We start from the raw sequence: 16,610 nt of genomic DNA, 5'->3' as shown, positions 1-16,610 counted from the left end.
TTGAGGGTGTTGGATTCGGTGGTCCTGAAGGTATCCGGCCTGCGGTACCGCGTCGGGAATCGGGAGGTTCTCAAGTCTGTCGACCTCGTGGTGCGTTCCGGGCAGTCCGTTTCGATTTCCGGCCCGAGCGGATGCGGCAAGTCGACCCTGCTGATGTGCTGCCTGGGACTGGTGAAGCCGGACGCTGGTGGGGTGGTGGTGTGTGGCCAGCGGATGGACCAGCTCTCCGGGCGCCGGCTACTGCGGCATCGGCGGGAATCGGTGGGCATGGTCTTCCAGGCGGGTGAACTCCTGCCTGAACTCGCACCGTTGGAGAACGTCGCCATCGCGGGACTGCTGGCCAGCATGTCGCGCGCTGAGGCGTTTGCCCGTGCGGAGGAGCTCCTGGCCGAACTGGCAGTGCCGACGAAAGGGGCCGACACAGGCTCCCTTTCCGGGGGCGAGCGGCAACGTGTCGCGGTGGCACGGGCGTTGGTCAACCGGCCATCGCTGATCCTGGCTGACGAGCCGACCGGAGCACTGGACTCGGCTGCCCGTGAGACCGTTGCCGATCTGCTGTACGCGCTGCCCGAGCGCTGGCAATGCGGATTGGTCGTTGTCACCCACGACCCAGACGTCGCAGCTCGCGCCCAGCGGCGCCTCCTGCTGACCGACGGCTGCCTGATACCTGCGCGCACGTTTGAGCCGGCTGGTACAGGGGCGTCATCATGAAGCACCATGGTCTGCTCTTGCAGCTCCTGCGGGCCGGACGCGGCGCCATGTTCAGCGCGGAGGCAGGCCGACTGCGGTTCTGGGGCATCTTCCTGGCCTCTGGTCTGCTGGCGCTTGCCTTCAGCGGGTTCGCCCTCGCCCAGGGCACCTACGAGGGGCGCGACATGAGGGGCGCTGCCCGTGCCCCTCAGCTACTCCAAGGCACTGAGAGCGGTGCGGCTGTGGCGCTGTGGGCCTGGGGATCCGATGACATCGACGGTCGCCAGCACACGGTGGTCTATCTCGAGCCTCTCTCCAAGGATGCTCCGCTGCCGCCTGGGCTGTCCCGATGGCCTGCCCCCGGCCAGGCCGTGCTGTCCCCTGCCCTGCTGGAAGCAGGGCAGCACGAGGGCATTCGTTCTCGGTACGGCAAACTCGCTGGAACTATCACGCGGGAGGGTCTCCAGGCACCCGCCGAACGCTTCGCCTACGTACGGCCGCGCGCCAAGCTTCTCGACCGCCAGCAGATGTACCCCATCAGAGCCTTCGGGATGCCGAGCGGTGGTATGACGGCGCTGGGCGAAAGCATGTCTCTCCCCAAACTTTCGGTGTTCGCCGCGGGGCTGGCCGGATTCGCTCTGCTGCCCGCCGCAGCGCTGGTGGTCGCCAGCGTCCGCACGGGCTCCGCGGCCCGGACACGCAGGCTGGCACTCTTCGAAGCGCTGGGCGCAAGCTCCGTCTCCCGGGCCGTGTTCACCGTGGGCGAGGTAGCAGTTCCCGCTGCCCTCGGCAGCGCAGCTGCGCTGGCGGCGCTCATCCCCACCTTCCTCACCGATGTGCCCTTCCCGCTTGTCGACTTCACGCTCAGCGCCACGGATGCCCGTCGCATGGCCCCCTGGCTTGTCGGCGCGGGACTTGCCGCACTCATTTTGGTGTTGGCGGCATCCGTCCTTTTTCACCCACGCCGTCCGCGGCAAAACGCGACCACCAGGCCCGCCTCACGATTCCAACGGCAACGAGCTTGGCTCCCTTGGATGTTCCCGTTCGCGATGCTCATCGCCGCACGCGGCTCTGAGCTGGCCAGCGATGACCTGCGCTTGCCGGTATACGCGCTGGGCGTAGTGGGCGTCCTGATTACCCTCCCTGCTGTCATCGCTGCGGTGACCGGGAGTGCAGGCGGATGGATCGCCCACCTGGGCAGTCGGCTGGGACGACCAGGGATGCTGATCGCAGGACGCAGAATGGCAGCCCAGACTAGAGTGACCGCGCGCTTCGTCGCCTCCTTGGTCATCATGATCGGTCTCGTGGCTCAATCTCAGCTCTGGACTGGGCTGCTGAGCGAGAATGCCGCGAATGCCATGACGACCCAGGACCGGATTGGCACCTCGCTGTTGAGTATCTCCCCATACGCCGAAAATCCGCGGCGGGTGAAGGAGTTCTCCGATTCTCTGCCCAAGGATGTTGCCCTGCTCCTCGTACGCCAGGCGCTCCCTGGCAAAGCTGGCCCAGGCGCCGTCACCCTGACAGGAAGCTGCGCTGGCCTGCAAACTGTCCACTTGCCTTGCGGGAAGCAGCATGACGGGCCAAATCCCCAGCCCCGTGATCCCCGGGTCACGGAATTCCTTCGCTGGACACTCGGGGGAACCGATGTCGAAGTCCACTCAGAGATCGGAGATGTCGCCGGGGCGAAGGCGAAGATTGACGAGTCACTGTCACTGATCGCTCTCTCACGCTCAGGACGCAATCTCTCCCTACCTGACCTCCGCGAGAAGGCTCGCACCCACCTGGGAATGCGTGCCACCGCTGAACCACTGGGCAACGGCTGGCTCCTGGGTGCCACAGACCTGACCACATCCGCTTCGTGGGTACGGCTGCTCGGACTCCTTGGTGCGTGCCTGACCACCCTGGCCATAGGCTTCAGCGTGCTGGCGGAGTTCTTGCGCTTTGGCCGGGAGCTCGCACCGCTGACGGTATTGACGGCAGGCAGCAGGGTCTACGGTTCGGTGCTGGGGTGGAGTCTGCTCTTCCCCGCGCTGCTGGCAGCTGTAGCGGGAAGTGTCATCTCGCTATGGCTGACTGCGCCGATCACTGTGGGGGGACGTCAACCGGTCGCGGATAGCCTGTACCTCGCACTGGCAGCCGGAGCTGGCGCCAGTTCTGTGCTGCTGTGTGTGGGGGGATGGCATGTGGCCAGCAGAGCGGCTCATAGATGGAAACCAGCTGTCGGCTGAGAGCGTGCGCTGGGCCCGCCACTGTCTCGGTCGCGCTCCAGACCTGCTCCGTACATGAGCGTGGCGGTTCAGTTCTCGTTGTGCGGGGTGGCGTGATCGAACAAGCGGTGGTTTCCGTCAGAGCCGATTTCACGCATATGTGCAACCGCAGATGGCAGAGCTAGTCGGCACGCTCTTCGTCAGACGGACCCGTCGCATGATCGGAGCGACGAAGGACGCTCGTGGCGCGTCGTCTCCCCGTCTGGGACCGAGCCTCGGTTCGTCGACGTACGCAGCCAGCTCCAGTGCTTACTCGACCGTGGGCAGGGCATCGATAGCTGCCTGCCACGGGTAGGCGTCGAAGTTGCCGTGCTTGGGGTCGTGCGGGCTGAAGCCGCCTTCGCCGAGCCGCACGGTGACACCGGCCCTTGCGTAGGAAGTACGTCGTCGTGCTGCCCCGGCACGCAGGATTCGCCGCCCTGTGGCCACCGCTTTACCAAAACCTCGGCGAAGGCGCCGGGCGGCAAGTTCACCCTGACTGCTACCTCGACGTGGGCCATCGACTGGCAGGTCACCGGTGATGGCGAACGACTGATCCACCAGGCGGGTGGCGGTAGTGCACTTCTTCCGAACTACCGGGCCTGGACCAGCTATCACCAATACGTGATCAGGACTTGGCTGGGCGGCCTCGCCGTCGCCTTCCTTGCCCTGCCCGCCCTCGCCGCCGCGCCCGCGTCGGCCGCTCCCGGGCCCTACCACCTGTCGCTGGCGGAGGCCATCGACACGCTCCCGCGTGCCGCAGAGCCCCGCGCCGGCTACGAGCGCACCAGCTTCCGGCACTGGATCGATGAGAACGGTGACCGGTGCAGCGCCTCGCCGAGGTGCTCATCTCCGAGTCCCGCACCAAGCCCAACATCGAGGGCAGGTGCAGGGTCACCGGGGGGTCTTGGTACTCGTACTACGACGGGGAGACACTCACCGCCCCGAAGGGCCTGGACATCGACCACATGGTCCCGCTCGCCGAGGCCTGAGACTCCGGTGCCTCCCAGTGGGGTCCCGACCGTCGCAGGGCCCTACGCCAACGACCTCGACGCCGAGACGTCGCTGGTCGCGGTCACCGCAAAGAGCAACCGCTCCAAGGCCGACCAAGATCCGGCCCAGCGGTTGCCACCGCTCGCCGACGCCCGCTGCACCTACGTGGCCGAGTGGACAGCGACCAAGCTGCGGTGGTCGCTAAGCGCCAACAAGGCTGAGACCGCCACGCTTCGGGACCCCGCCCAGGGGTGCGGGCACCAGGACGTCGACTACGTGAAGGCGCCTGAGAACACCGACAGCGCATGAGGTGAGCGGGAGGCGGCTGCCCGCAGGGCTCGGGGCCCGCGGACAGGCCCACGGCTTCCCGGTGTGCCGGGAGCTCATGACTCGCTGGAGCCGCGCTTGCCACCTGACTCAGTGCAGATAACTCACCAGGCGCGGCAGGCAGACTCACCAGTCTGTACTCCCCTAACTGACCGTTTCAAAATGACGTTCGTTCTAGGGCTTGGCTGTTGGGTGTTGTGTCGGCAGGCTCTGTTGGGTGGCTGCTGAACTTGTGCCTGATGACCTGTGGGAACGTGTGGCGCCGCTGTTACCTGCTCGTCCGCCTCGGCGGCGTCGGTATCCGGGGCGGTTGCCAGTTGATGACCGGGCTGCGTTGCGGGGCATTGCCTACGTGCTGTGCAAAGGCGTGAGCTGGCGCGACGTGCCGGCCGACCAGATCGGCTGCAGTGGGGTGACGGCCTGGCGACGGCTGCGGGACTGGACCGAGGCCGGTATCTGGCCGGAGTTGCACCAGGTTCTGCTGGCCGAGCTGCGGGCCGCCGGCCTGCTGGACATGGATGACACCGCGGTCGATGGCTCACATGTCCGGGCTCTCAAAGGGGGGATCACACCGGACCTTCGCCGGTCGACCGGACCCGGCCCGGCAGCAAGCACCACCTGATCGTCGACCGGCACGGCACCCCGTTGGTCATCTCACTGACCGGGGCAAACCGTCACGACGTCACTCAGTTGATGCCGCTGCTGGACGCGATACCCCGCATCCGCGGGGTGCGCGGGCGGCCGCGACACCGACCGGTGCGGCTGTTCGCAGACCGCGGCTACGACTACGACCACTACCGTCGCCTGGTGCGCGCCCGCGGCATCACCCCCAAGATCGCCCGCAAGGGCGCACTGCACGGCTCGGGCCTGGGCAAGACTCGCTGGGTTGTCGAGCGGACCTTCGCATGGCTGCACCAGTTCAAACGCCTCCGCATCCGCTACGAGAGGCGCGCCGACCTTCACCTGGGCCTTCTCCAACTCGCCTGCAGCATCATCTGTTTGCGACGACTACGAACCTCATTTTGAAACGGTCAGTTAGGCATTGTCCGATGCACGCCGCCCTGGCGTCTCTCGCCGCTTGACCTTGTCGGTGCTCGCCCCACCACCGGGCACGGGACCTCACCGGTCACCATCAGTCGTGCACGGCGACGATGCGGGAATGGGACAGGCCGCGACCGCGGCGGCGAACCGGGCGTGCCGCCGGCGTTCGTGAGGGCGCGCTGAGCGGAAATGGCGCTCGGCACACTCTTAGGCCCCTCGCTTCCGCGCCGGCGCCTTCTTGGCTGCGGTCTTCTTCGCGGCCCGTTTCTTCGGCATCTCGTGCACGGTGGCGTCCTCGCCGGGCTCACCGCGGCCGGCCTTCGCCTTTTGCACGGACTCCTCGAGCGCTGCCATCAGAGCGAGCAGTTTCCCGCTCTGCTCCTCCTCCGCCGGGGCGCGGGGCGGCTTCTCGCTTTCTTCAGCCGGGGCCGTTTGGGAGAGGCGCCATGGGTGAGTGCGCCGACGATGAGGGGCGGCCGCTGAGTGCCTCAGTGGGATCTCTTGATCGGGAATTGGCTCGACCTCACGCGTGGATCATGAGCCGGGTTCTTCGTTGCGGACCCTGCGGTGCATCAGCGTCGAGGGCGTTGAAGCTGGCCCGGCCGACCCTGTGAGCGCATCCATCGCGGCCTCCACCAGTGCCGGCCCGCGAGGCCATGTCACTCGTAGATGCGGCCCGCCATGACCATCTGGGCCACCAAGTTCCAGCTTGGGCTGTCCGGTACGGGCTCGCCCCGGTTGGTGCACCCCTGAGGCATGGCTTGCAGCCAGGCGCCCCAGGCCTCCAGGAAGTCTGCCAGTGTCACGTTCTCCCAGGCCGACTGATTGTCAGACAGGTCTGCAACAGCTTCCTGGAGAAACCTGGCCAGGGCCTCTCGACTGTCTACATCCTGCGCCATCTCGAAGAGGTCCAACTACCTTCCCCTGACCGGGGGACACACGCGATTTGTGCCTTGAGGGGACTCAAGCGCATGGCTCTGTGGAGGCACCGGCTCGCCTTTTCCCTTGCTGTCATGCCCCCACCTTCGTGGCAGGGGCTTGGGCGCTACGTCTATCCATCCGCAGCCCCTGTACGCAAACCGTTTTCGATCACCATCTCTCTGTCGGCGAGCTAAGGGGTGTCCCGTAAGTGATCTTGCTCTGCGATGATCTCGACCGTGTCAGGCGTGATCACGGCGTCCGAGCCGTCATGGATAGCTCCGTTCACACGAGATCGGCCAGCAGGTACTGGGATTGGAGTGGCTTGACGAGCAAGCCCTTCAAATCCTTATGGCACCACCAGATGACTGGCAGGACAAGCAAGCTCGGGTGGAAGGACACGTCGCAGTGGTGCACCGAGGAAGCTGGGCTGTAGTCCCCGTCCGGTCACTCACCGGGCTTGATCTTGCCGGTCCGAGGGTGCCTGCCCCGCCCCCTGATGGCCGCGAGGCTGCTCGCCGTGTGCTCGCTGAGGTCAGCGCAGCCTGGCGCATGCAGGCCACCGGTCGTGCAGACGATCTGTGATCGCCTCAAGCCGAGTGGGGAAAGCCGCCGCTGCACCAGTTCGATGCAGCTCTATCGCGAGGTGTTTGCCCTCGGCTTCACCGGTGGGTGCCACGTCGTAAACCGCTACGTGGCGGCCATGAGGAAGGTGTCGCGATCCCCGTCCGGGCAGTGACACCCAGCCCTCGCGACATCACCTCATGGATCATGCGGTCCGCGGAGACGCTCAGCCCCTTGGACGTCGCCCAGCTGGAAACCGTCCGAAACGCCTGCCCGGAGATCGCTTCAGCCAAGGCTCGTGCCCGGTGCGGTGACGTAGGCGGCGACCGGCTCAGGCGCAGCGAGCGAATGTGGCGCAGGCAGGACGAGCAGCGATACAGGTCCTGTCAGTCAGCAGGATCCATAACTACCTCCGCACCGAGAAATTCAGTGCGGAGGTGATCCCCCTCGGGGGTCAGCAGTGTCATTTTGATTCGCAAATCATTTATGCGCGAACTGGTGACCGTGCCCACGACATCTCCCGCGATAAGGGCGCGGTCGATCTCGTGCGTCCCCACGACTGACACGAAAGAACGTGTCAGTGCCGGAAACTCCATTTCACGCGAAACGGAAGCGCGGTACCGAATCTCCCTGCTTGCTGGCAGGCCAAGTGCGACAGTGTCGGCGAATTGAGCCCCGGAAGGAAAGAAGGCTTCCACCCAGACGCAGTCCGAGCCGCTACCCGTCAAATCCCACGACACCGAGTTGATCCAATCTACGCTAAAGGTAGTTATGTGCCGCGGGAGCGTTCTGGGCTCGGCGCCGAAATTTTCTACGTCCTGTGTATGGAGGGCCACCTCGGCGGAGACCGTTTCGGCGTATTGGTAGTGAAGGTACATGACCTCTCGCTCTTGGGCTCGGCAAACCGGCGGCTCGGACCTCAGGGGCCGGTGCCCGCCGGGCAGGTCTTCTTTGCTCCCACTACAATCCAGGCGGGATGTTCGATCTTCCGGATTCCAAAAGCTATCTGGCCCGGCTTGATGCAGTACTCGTCTCCCCTTTTGTCGACGTTCTTGTGGACCCAGACGCGGCGGTCGCAACCCGAGTTGTCGATCATGTTGATCGGCCACCGAGGGAATGCTTGTTCATAGTCGGCGCACGGGTACGCGTCAAGGAAATCGTAGCGTCTCAGTCCGGGATCCCACTCGTAGGTGTCGACCCAGTACTGACGGCGATCATCTGCTTGCGCCGGCGTATAAGTTATAGCTGTCGCGGCGGCCGCGAGAGCTAAAGATACCCCGAGTGCCCTGCCTAAATGCATACCGCCTCCAATGGATGTCGTGTCCAACACGCAACCTAGACGCGGCCGCACATGAACGAAAGAGGAATGGCGAAACTGACTCAAGGCATTCCATATTTAACGTGACGTGAAAATGCCTTCCCAACACCAGGTGTAGCGGTGGGCTCCAGCCCGTTCGATCTGCGCCCGGGTGCGAGCGAGTTTCTCCCGGTGAGAGCCCCTCCATGCAGCAGGCGGTGTGATGCACAGCGTGCGGAGCCCACGCCGCTGCGCCGGCAGCTCTCCCTCCAGATGCGCGCACCGGAGACACTGCCTGGGAAATCCGGCTGGCCGGTTTCAGGGAGATTCGGTCATCACGAGCGACCCATCCAACGCCACCGGGTGCACATCGGGAGCGCCCGGGTGAACAGCCGCTGTGCCGACAGCTCCGAGAGTTGACGCTTCCCTCAGATCAGGTGACGCACAGGTCGCCGGGCGCTCTGCCATGCTTTCCCGGCGCTCCGAGCTCCCTGAGAAGCTGAGCGCCGTGCGGAGTCGGCCGACAATCCCAACGAGTACCACCCCAGGCACAATCCTGACGCCACGACGTCGAGGAGTGCCCGGTGTGTGGTCACGAGACCTTTTGCGCCAGGGCATGGACACGTGGGGCCGGGTGGCCATCGGGCATTGCGTCGTCTGCTCGTACAGGCGCGGTCCCCGGGTCGCTGACGAGGAAGGCTTCGGTGAGCACGTCAAATGGCTGACGGGAACGGACTGAGAACTGAGCGCGCTCCGCTCGCCAAGTGTCGCGCTCACTCGCCATCTGAATCGCTCAGTCACACTGGGGCTCGCTGGCTGCTCGGGGTACGGCTTTTACAACTCGAACTCGAGATGCTCGATGTCCGTGAACCGGACCTCCTCCAGGGAGCCGGCGCGGCGGCCGCCGTCCTGGAAGTACACCTTCTTGAGCGCTTCGGCGGCGATCTCCTGGAGCTGGGCGTCGCTGGCGCCGGCCTCCTGGGCGTCGAAGAGGCGGGCGGCGTAGACGGGCGGCAGGGCGATGGTCAGGTGCCGGATGCGGTCCTGGTCCGTGGACCCGATCGGTGCGGTGTAGCCCATGCGGGCGCGGGTGTCGATGACGATGCCTCCCGTGCTCGCGGCCTTCGCCTTGGCCTTGGCCCGGATCTGGGGCTGCCAGCGCTTCTTCACCTCGCGGTCTATGCGCGCGGCGAGGTCCGGGCGGGGCTTTTTGATCTGGCCCTTGACGTACCGCTCGACGGTGCGCTGGGAGACTCGCAGCATCTGACCGGGCGAGGTTGAGTTCCGGCGCGTCGAACCGCTCGCGGACCTCTTCGCCCCACAGGACGGTCTGGGTGCCCTCGTGCTTGACCAGGCCGGGGTTGATGCCGAGCTTGAAGCCGCCGGGCAGCGGCTTTCCGTCCCGGTAGGGCAGGAAGTCCAGCGGCGAGGGCCCGTTGGCCGCGTAGACGACGCAGTCCGACAGGATGGCGATAGGGTACTGCCCGGTGAACGCCGCGTGCTTGACGATCTTCCGGTGCAGGTTGATCCGGGTGCGGGAGATGACCGCCGCCCGGATGTCCGGCCGCCACGTCGGGAGCTCCAGGGCCCGCCACCGCTCGCCCGGCCGCCAGCCCTCGCCGCGGGGCCGCTCGCGCAGCTTGCCCAGGCCGCCCTTGACCGTCGCCTTGATCGCCGAGATGACGATCGTCAGCTCCGGATCGCGGTCCTTGTAACCGTCCATCGCGGCAAGGAAGTCGGCCGGTGCGAGGTCGGCGTCGACGCCGAGGTCGGCCATCGTGGCCAGGTAGGCATCACGCAGCCGCTGGTACCAGCCGTCCAGGTAGCGGCCGTTCTCGTCCCGCACCCACGCCTCGATCGGCGCGACGTCGTAGCCGAACTCCTGGGCATAGGCGACGGTGGGCGTCGCTTACCAGACCGGTCCCGTCGGTCGGTCGCTTCGGCGTGAACGGGGAAGGCAGCAGCGCGCCGTCCAGCTCCACCCACTCCTTGCCGGCCTTCACCTTCGACAGGTCGACGTGGGACAGGTCGACTAGCCACGAGCCGGGCAGCTTCGCGTCGAACGGGGGGTTCTTCACGTGGGTCGGCTCGCCGAGGCCGACGTTCAGCCCGTTCGCGCCGGTGGCGAAGGCCATGTTCACGTCCAGGCCGACCAGGTAGCGCAGGGTGCACTCGGCATCGGTCATCGGCCGTGCCAGTCGTACGCCTCCTCGAACAGCTTTTCCGCCGGGCCGCGCACGTGGAAGCGCGGCAAGTCCAATGCGTTGAGCACTGGGTGCCCGTCGGGGCCCTCGCACGGCGTGCAGTCCACCGGGTCACTGCCCAGCGAGCCGGGTGTCTTGGTCTCGGCCTGCCGCAGGACGCCGGTCTCCTCATCGCGTACGGCGTGGGTCGGCGGGTGCAGCGCGGTCTTCAGCTCCAGGCCGGTGACGGCGGTGGAGCCCCGCGGCGTCATCACCCGGGACGCGTACACGCCCAGGACGCGAGCGAGCTCCGCCGGCGGGAGCTGGGCGGCGTCGCCCCAGAACCGGGGGTCCAGTGCGTTCCACGAGGGGATGCACAGCTGCACGCACTGGCGGTCCGAGCCCTTGGCGGGGCGGTAGATCCGAGCCCACGGTCCGAAGCCGCGCTTGGTCAGCTTCCAGTCGGCGCGGGTCAGCTGCCTGATGACCTTGTGGCCCTCCGGGATCCGCCCGGCGTGCTTCTCCTCCTCCGTGAGCGCGACGGGAAGGCCGTAGCGCTCGCACGCGGCCTCGGTGAGCACGAGCAGCGGGTCGGCCGGCCTTCCCGGGCCGGACAGCTTCGGCTGCCCGAGCTTGGTCTCCCGCTAAGGGCAGGGATCGCTTGATCGGCACTGGCAGCTACGAGTAGTAGGCGCTGCTCGCCGAACTCGTCTCCGGGGCAGGGAGGAGATTTGGCCCGTCGGGGGCCCGCCGAGTGCCCATTCAGCCCAGTGCCCCAGTGCTCCCGGTATGTTGCCCGTAGCCGTGCGGAGGGGATGGGATGGCCGAGATGATCAGCTGTGAAGAGGTGCCCGTCGAGGTCGACTTCTACGGTCTTTACCTACAGGACTGGGACGACAGCCAAGTCCCTGTTCCTTTTCCCGAAGGGTGGAAGGCAGGACCGTTTCTGTATGCGCGGCCAGGCCGGCTGGACATCACAAGCGGTGGGCACACCCATACTGCGGGTCTGACCATTGAGGTGTGGGACGCGGAGCCATCGGCGCCTTCAGGTGAGTGGGAGGAGACCGCGCTGACGGAGATTTTTTCGACCTCCGGGCAGCTTGAAGTCGGCGGTGTCGCCGGCGGACCGATGCCAGAGCCCATCCAACTCTCGGGTCGGGCTTGCACTTGGGCTGTCCGTGTGGCCTGCAAGGGGCGGGCGGAGGTGGCCGAGCGGGCCCGGCAAGGGGTTCCTGATGATGTGGTGGAGCGCTACGTCTTCCAGTTCTGGCCCCAGGCTTAAGGGCGGCCGGCCGAGGTGGGGCGCTCTGCCGCCCCGACCCCGGCCTGCTGGGCTTCAGGATGTGATCTTCATGAGGAAGCCGTCATCCGGCCCATCAATCATTCGGTTCAGGTCGTAGTAGTCGCGCAAAAGGGTTCCGCCGGCGCCGTTCGCCTCCCTGGGGAGTGCCTTGACGGTGAAATTGTAACGGTCAGCCTGCGAGTTGCATCTCCATTCTGCCGCTCCCTGGTAGGTCGTATCGAACGGGAACTCATCGCATTCTTTCCTTCCGCCATCTGAGTAGTTATCCCCGTACTATTTACGGCAGTTGTAGATAGCGGTGTTCCGGTTTTCCCTTCGTTGTGCCGCGTCCTTGTAGAGGCGGGTCAAAGGTTCATCCGCCTTTTTTTCCGGCAGGTGCTTTCGGCTGAACGGAGGCTTCGTTCTGCCCGGGTTGGCGTAACCCAGCTTGATGTGGTTCGCCCCATCCTTTTCCGGAGCGCTGGCTTTGGTGCTGTAAACGAGAGCGGTCGACACGCTGAAGATCGCTGCTCCCTTGCTGCGGTTCGGCAGGTAGCTGGCCTTGTCCCAGCGCGGAGGCAGTATGAACAGGTTGCCCCCCGTGGGCCTGAGTTCCCTCCACCCAGGTGGATAGGTCGTCTTGATGGTGGGCCTGTAGGCGGCGTAGATATCGTCATCCGTCCCAGCGACCGCTGAACCCCGTCACGGTGCCGGGAGTTGGCGACGGGCTCCGGATAGCCAGGTAGTCGCAGCCATGCAGATAGACGATCTGGTGAGGATGTTGGAGGACCTGCGCGGGGACCTGGTCACGGGCCGGTGGATCCCCCGGGACAGCGAGCGGCACAGCGCCGACCTTGTGCTCACGACCATCGAGACGGCCCCCGGATTCGATGGCCCCGCCCCTGTGGCCAGTGCGGTGACCCGGGCGGTACGCGAGGGTCTGCGCGTGGCCGGTCCCGACGTCGCCAGTATGGACGCCACGGACACCCGATGGGCGGCCACAGCCGTGCGCTGCGCCGCGGTCCTGGAGCCGTACCGCGTCGCCGACAGCCCCGAGGGGCAAAGGTTCGCCGTCCGGCTCCTGCGGCTGTGCGCCGAGATCAAGTCCGGGCCGCCGTACAAGCCTGCGCACTGAGCTGCATGCCTGCGGCCCAGAGCCCACCTCGGAGACGACGGGTAATCCGGCTTGGGGCTCAGGGGCTCAGGTCGAGGACGCGGACCGGCTCACCCAACCACCGGTCGGGCGCCGTGGTGACGATGACCGCCCCATCGGGGCGGTCCGGAGTCGGCTGGGCTGCGTACTGGCAGTGTGCCGCCGCCCAGGTGCCGTGCCGGGCCACGGCCAAGGCTGCCGGGAGGTCCAGCTCGAGCACGGTGACACCCGGCAGCGCGGCAAGGTGCTCCGCCGTGCCCGGCCGGGCACGGTCGGCTTCCACGAGCGCACACGCGGGGGCGTACAGGTACCAGCCGGCCTGGGCGTGCGCGCGGTGGATGAGGCGGGAGGCGAGAACGTTGCCCTGACCGGCCGCGGCCATCGCGGTGTCGTCCAGGACGATGTGCATGGCGTCGCTCACCGGGCGGTCGCCTGGGCCAGGCGGCGGTCCAGCTCACTGTCGAGGTCCTGCTCCTCAGCGCGGGTGGGCGCGTAGCCGTTCCACTCCTTCAGCGCGGCCCGTGCCTGCTCGGCCCGCGCGGCACGCTCGTCCGGGGTAAGCAGGGTCTCAGCGAGCCGGGACAGGTAGGCGCGCAGCGACATGCCCTCCGCCGCAGCCAGGGCCGCGAGCCGGTCGCGGGCCTCCTCGGGAATGCGGACATTGGCGTCAGACATCATCATGCTCCCTCCCAGGGTACGTACCCGTACCCGTACCCATGCTAGGGGATGGGCCCGAGGTTCCGCTCGTTGTGCGCGGCTGATTCGTAGGCCGAGCGACAGAAGCACAGGACAGCTGTCCCGTGCCAGTGAACCCTGACTGTTTGCCATCGATTCCTAATGCTGTTTGTCAAGCCGTTCCGGTTACGTGTCGGCGGATGCGCGGGGACTCAGTCGGCCTGTGCATCGCGTGTCTCGATGGTTGTAGCCACAGATCGGCGTAGCAGCCCAGCAGCAATGAGTTCCATCTCAACCAAAGTGCCAACCAGGCCGGTCTCCTTGAGGTCGCTCGCCATCGTGCGTGCCTGGCCCAAGGGCAGATGGAGAGTCTCGCGTAGGACTCGCAGGATGGGGACGAGGCTGGGTTCGTCGTCCGCAAGGTGAAGTCGGGCAGGCCCGTGCTCTGCCAGCAGAGCCTGCCGGATCTCCTCGGGAGTCGCTCCGCCTGTGTCCTGCTCGCACCACCCATTGGGGCAGGTCTCACATGCTCCTTCGGTGCCCCACCACAACTGTCCACCATCGAGGTACTGGCCAACGTCGTGTATCAGCACGCCACCGCAGTCTTCGCATCGCGCCGCGACTTTCACGCCTCGAGTGATCACCGAACTCCTCGCCGTCAGAGGCCGACCAGCAGATCCTCCCTCAGACATGCCAGTCAGTCGACCGTGTTCTTGGTGCAGATCAACAGCAACACAGGGACATCACGCTGCAAGCGGCGCCGGCGGTACGAGCTCGTAACACCGTCCGTCGCGTAGGAGGGCCCAGAGGACGTTGACGCGGCGGCGTGCGAGGGCGAGGACGGCTTGCGTGTGGCGCTTGCCCTCGGCACGTTTGCGGTCGTAGAACCGGCGGGACTCGTCGTTCCGTCGGATGCTGAACAGCGCGGAGGTGTAGAGGACGCGCTGGAGCCGTCGGTTGTATCGCTGAGGACGTCGGAGGGTACCGCTGATATTGCCGGAGTCGCGCGGGACCGGTGCCACTCCGCCGAAACCAGCGAGGCGGTCCGGGCTGCCGAAGACGGCCATGTCGCCGCCGGTGGCGGCCAGGAACTCGGCGCCGAGGATGATGCTGAGGCCGGGCATGCTGGTGATCACGTCGAAGTGGCGGTGGTCCCGAAACCGGGCCTCGATGAGCTTGTCCAGTTCAGCGACCTGATCATTGAGGGCCATCACCTCCTTCGCCAACGTGTGCACCATCTGCGCGGTGAGCTTCTCCCCGGGCAGGCTGGTGTGCTGGCGCTCGGCCGCCTCGACCGCGGCCTCGGCGAGCCGGCCGGCGCGCAGGACCTTGCGGTTCCGCAGCCAGGTCTCCAGACGCTTGGCGCCGAGCCGACGGATGGCCGCGGGGGCCTGATAGCCGGTCAGCAGTGTCAGCGGGCCCTTGTTGGTGAGGTCCAGGGCCCGTTCCAGGCCGGGGAAGATGCCGGTCAGCTGGGCCCTGAGCCGGTTGACGGTGCGGGTGCGGTCGGCGACCAGGTCTATGCGCCGGCCTGTGAGGATCTTGAGGTCGATGACCGTCTCGTCGCCAGGGCGTAAGGGGCGCAGATCGCGGCGGATGCGGACCTGGTCGGCGATGACAGCGGCGTCCTTGGCGTCGGTCTTGCCTTCGCCGCGGTAGCTCTCGGAGGCGCGGTGGATTGCCCGGCCGGAGAGGTAGTGGACCGGCTGGTCGTGGTTGATGAGGATCGCGATGGCCAGGGCGGCTCCGCCGTCGGCCAGGTCGATGCCCCAGGTCACCTCGTCGCTCAGGCCCAGGACGTCGGTGAGGAGTTCGAGAAGTTCGGGCTCGTCATTGGCGACGCGCCGTGACAGCAGCCGGCGGCCGCTCTCGTCGATCGCGACGCAGTGGTGGTGGGTCTTGCCTGCGTCGATGCCGGCCCAGATCGCGGCCATGGTGCCTCCGTGCGGTGGGTGTGCTGGGTGCCTCCCGACGGACGACTTCGCTGTCGATTCCCTACGGAGCGATCATTCGCAATTCCTAATCGGCAGCCGAGTCGTCGTGGGGCGTCGGACGGCCAATCGATGGAAGCCACAAGCGGCAGAAGTTTGAAAGCCACACCCGACGCCCCTGGGTGGGTGAACCATACGAAGGGCTCGCCCTGTCCCGCTGACAACGTAGGGAAGTTTGATCGGCATCGTCTGGTGTTCAGGATGCTTCGTCAGCGCCTGTGTTTCCCGTCGTCGGCGCCCAGTTCGGGGTCGTCGGCCATGGCACGCAGCAGCGCGGCGGCCTGGGCGTCGGTGAGCACGGCACCGGTGGCTTGGCGGCGTGCGTCCTCGGCGAGGCCGAGTTCGGCTTCGAGCGCGGGCATCGCAGGGGGTGTATCGGTGGCGGGCGTGCCGTCGGGCTTGTGGCCGAGGCAGAGGAGCGGCTCCGGCAGGTCACCGCAGCGAGAACAGCGCAGAATTGTCGGGGATGGGCTCGGACATCGCGTCGCGTCTCCTTGGCCTGCGGGTACTCAGCCTTCGCTGACACTAACTCGCGTCCGTCAAGGTTCGATGGCAAACGGTCAAGGTTCACTGGCGCGGGACAACAGCCGCCTCGCCACTCGCGGGCCCCGGCGATGTCCCGTCTCAGGCGACATGGTCCCCGTCCCCGTCTCACGTGATCTGGGCCGACTCGGCTGGCGTCTCGGGTGATCTGGTCCGTCAGGACTCGTGCGTCCGGTTTGACCTGGCTGGGCGGAGTCTCACGCATCTCAGGTGGTAGCCCTTTCGAGGGTCAGGTGCGCATCTGTGTCGGATCGTGGGCCCATCCCGTGTCCGTTTTGGATCCTTGGTCCTGGCCGCTGTCGGGTTCTGGCCCGGTTTGTGGTGGTGAGTGTTCCGGGCGGTTTCGCCCGGAACACTCACGACACCAGAGCAGCAGCCGGCTTACCTGGTGAGTCGAGCTGGTTCGTCCAGTCTCGTCAGCTTCTGCGGGTTTCTTACCAAGTAGACCCGGGTGATCTGCCCGTTCTCCACTACGAGGCTCACCGCTGTGGCCAGCTCGCCGTTGATCTCGATCCGGCCGGCAGGTGCGCCGTTGAGCCACACGGCCGTCGTCGCGAGCGGGGCCGCTTCCACCCGGTTCGTGCGCGCGAGCACCTTGGCCACGAGCTCGACCCCGTGGATCGGAGCCAGAGCGGCGGCCGCAAGCCCGCCACCATCGGCGATCAGGACCACGTCCGGCGCCATGACCTCCACAAGCTCCTGCA

The 16,610-nt window shown here is 66.6% G+C and carries 16 protein-coding genes and 3 pseudogenes; 7 read left to right on the top strand and 12 right to left on the bottom strand.

Features of this window, described 5'->3' with window-relative positions; translation table 11 throughout:
- Positions 1–18 precede the first annotated feature (18 nt).
- Positions 19–711 (top strand): ABC transporter ATP-binding protein, encoded by a 693-nt coding sequence (locus IG54_RS0129370; RefSeq protein ID WP_324615435.1) that lies wholly within the window; start codon positions 19–21, stop codon positions 709–711.
- Positions 708–2,921 carry a hypothetical protein gene (locus IG54_RS0129365; RefSeq protein WP_030791228.1) on the top strand — a complete coding sequence of 738 codons (2,214 nt, stop codon included), beginning with the start codon at positions 708–710 and terminating at the stop codon, positions 2,919–2,921. The genes IG54_RS0129370 and IG54_RS0129365 overlap by 4 nt, the downstream gene beginning before the upstream one ends.
- A gap of 288 nt (positions 2,922–3,209) precedes the next feature.
- On the opposite strand, the gene IG54_RS40665 is transcribed toward IG54_RS0129365, so the two are convergent.
- Positions 3,210–3,389: a hypothetical protein gene (locus tag IG54_RS40665; protein ID WP_234336384.1), complete on the bottom strand. Its 180-nt coding sequence runs from the start codon at positions 3,387–3,389 to the stop codon at positions 3,210–3,212.
- Between the two features lie 374 nt (positions 3,390–3,763).
- On the opposite strand from IG54_RS40665, the gene IG54_RS43655 reads away from it, so the two are divergent.
- The 3 genes from IG54_RS43655 to IG54_RS40660 all read left to right on the top strand — a co-directional run bounded on the left by IG54_RS43655 (position 3,764) and on the right by IG54_RS40660 (position 5,285).
- Complete coding sequence (locus tag IG54_RS43655; RefSeq protein WP_324615434.1) at positions 3,764–3,931, top strand: hypothetical protein; 168 nt, start codon at positions 3,764–3,766, stop codon at positions 3,929–3,931.
- A gap of 7 nt (positions 3,932–3,938) precedes the next feature.
- Positions 3,939–4,241 (top strand): hypothetical protein, encoded by a 303-nt coding sequence (locus IG54_RS43650; protein WP_324615433.1) that lies wholly within the window; start codon positions 3,939–3,941, stop codon positions 4,239–4,241.
- A 235-nt stretch (positions 4,242–4,476) separates the two neighbouring features.
- A protein-coding gene (locus IG54_RS40660) for an IS5 family transposase (RefSeq protein ID WP_106977119.1) occupies positions 4,477–5,285 on the top strand; the annotation gives its coding sequence in 2 pieces (ribosomal slippage) (positions 4,477–4,816 and positions 4,816–5,285; 810 coding nt in all).
- 222 nt (positions 5,286–5,507) lie between these two features.
- Here the strand turns inward: IG54_RS40660 and IG54_RS42225 are convergent.
- From IG54_RS42225 to tap, 5 genes and pseudogenes are all read right to left on the bottom strand, one after another.
- Positions 5,508–5,654, bottom strand: coding sequence for a hypothetical protein (locus tag IG54_RS42225; protein ID WP_158708943.1), 147 nt, complete (start codon positions 5,652–5,654; stop codon positions 5,508–5,510).
- Positions 5,655–5,959: 305 nt separating this feature from the next.
- Entirely contained in the window at positions 5,960–6,214 is a 255-nt protein-coding gene (locus tag IG54_RS0129335) for a DUF7660 family protein (RefSeq protein ID WP_030791225.1), read from the bottom strand.
- Between the two features lie 954 nt (positions 6,215–7,168).
- Positions 7,169–7,660 (bottom strand): hypothetical protein, encoded by a 492-nt coding sequence (locus IG54_RS0129320; protein ID WP_030791223.1) that lies wholly within the window; start codon positions 7,658–7,660, stop codon positions 7,169–7,171.
- A gap of 1,253 nt (positions 7,661–8,913) precedes the next feature.
- Positions 8,914–9,345, bottom strand: a pseudogene (gene tpg, locus IG54_RS0129315) (telomere-protecting terminal protein Tpg); the annotation flags it as partial.
- A 1-nt stretch (position 9,346) separates the two neighbouring features.
- Positions 9,347–10,906, bottom strand: a pseudogene (gene tap / locus IG54_RS38350) (telomere-associated protein Tap); the annotation flags it as partial.
- Positions 10,907–11,082: 176 nt separating this feature from the next.
- Here tap and IG54_RS0129305 point away from each other — a divergent pair.
- Positions 11,083–11,544 carry a hypothetical protein gene (locus IG54_RS0129305; protein WP_030791211.1) on the top strand — a complete coding sequence of 154 codons (462 nt, stop codon included), beginning with the start codon at positions 11,083–11,085 and terminating at the stop codon, positions 11,542–11,544.
- A 294-nt stretch (positions 11,545–11,838) separates the two neighbouring features.
- Here the strand turns inward: IG54_RS0129305 and IG54_RS42220 are convergent, their stop codons facing one another.
- Positions 11,839–12,060 carry a hypothetical protein gene (locus IG54_RS42220; protein WP_158708942.1) on the bottom strand — a complete coding sequence of 74 codons (222 nt, stop codon included), beginning with the start codon at positions 12,058–12,060 and terminating at the stop codon, positions 11,839–11,841.
- Positions 12,061–12,298: 238 nt separating this feature from the next.
- On the opposite strand from IG54_RS42220, the gene IG54_RS0129300 reads away from it, so the two are divergent.
- Complete coding sequence (locus IG54_RS0129300) at positions 12,299–12,679, top strand: hypothetical protein (protein ID WP_030791209.1); 381 nt, start codon at positions 12,299–12,301, stop codon at positions 12,677–12,679.
- Positions 12,680–12,737: 58 nt separating this feature from the next.
- Here IG54_RS0129300 and IG54_RS0129295 read toward each other — a convergent pair whose 3' ends face one another.
- The 5 genes and pseudogenes from IG54_RS0129295 to IG54_RS0129270 all read right to left on the bottom strand — a co-directional run.
- Positions 12,738–13,106, bottom strand: a complete 369-nt coding sequence (locus IG54_RS0129295) for a hypothetical protein (protein WP_037897955.1) — start codon at positions 13,104–13,106, stop codon at positions 12,738–12,740.
- Between the two features lie 8 nt (positions 13,107–13,114).
- Positions 13,115–13,372 carry a hypothetical protein gene (locus IG54_RS0129290; RefSeq protein WP_030791203.1) on the bottom strand — a complete coding sequence of 86 codons (258 nt, stop codon included), beginning with the start codon at positions 13,370–13,372 and terminating at the stop codon, positions 13,115–13,117.
- 743 nt (positions 13,373–14,115) lie between these two features.
- Positions 14,116–15,306 (bottom strand): IS110 family transposase, encoded by a 1,191-nt coding sequence (locus IG54_RS0129280; RefSeq protein ID WP_030791197.1) that lies wholly within the window; start codon positions 15,304–15,306, stop codon positions 14,116–14,118.
- A 266-nt stretch (positions 15,307–15,572) separates the two neighbouring features.
- Positions 15,573–15,725 (bottom strand): hypothetical protein, encoded by a 153-nt coding sequence (locus IG54_RS43155; RefSeq protein WP_234336383.1) that lies wholly within the window; start codon positions 15,723–15,725, stop codon positions 15,573–15,575.
- Between the two features lie 562 nt (positions 15,726–16,287).
- Positions 16,288–16,610 (bottom strand): annotated as a pseudogene (locus IG54_RS0129270) (RNA polymerase subunit sigma-24); the annotation flags it as partial.

It is taken from the genome of Streptomyces sp. NRRL S-920, assembly GCF_000717945.1.
GTDB lineage: Bacteria > Actinomycetota > Actinomycetes > Streptomycetales > Streptomycetaceae > Streptomyces > Streptomyces alboniger.
The sequence above is the reverse complement of the archived record's forward strand: the minus strand, read 5'-3'. Positions and strand labels throughout refer to the sequence as shown.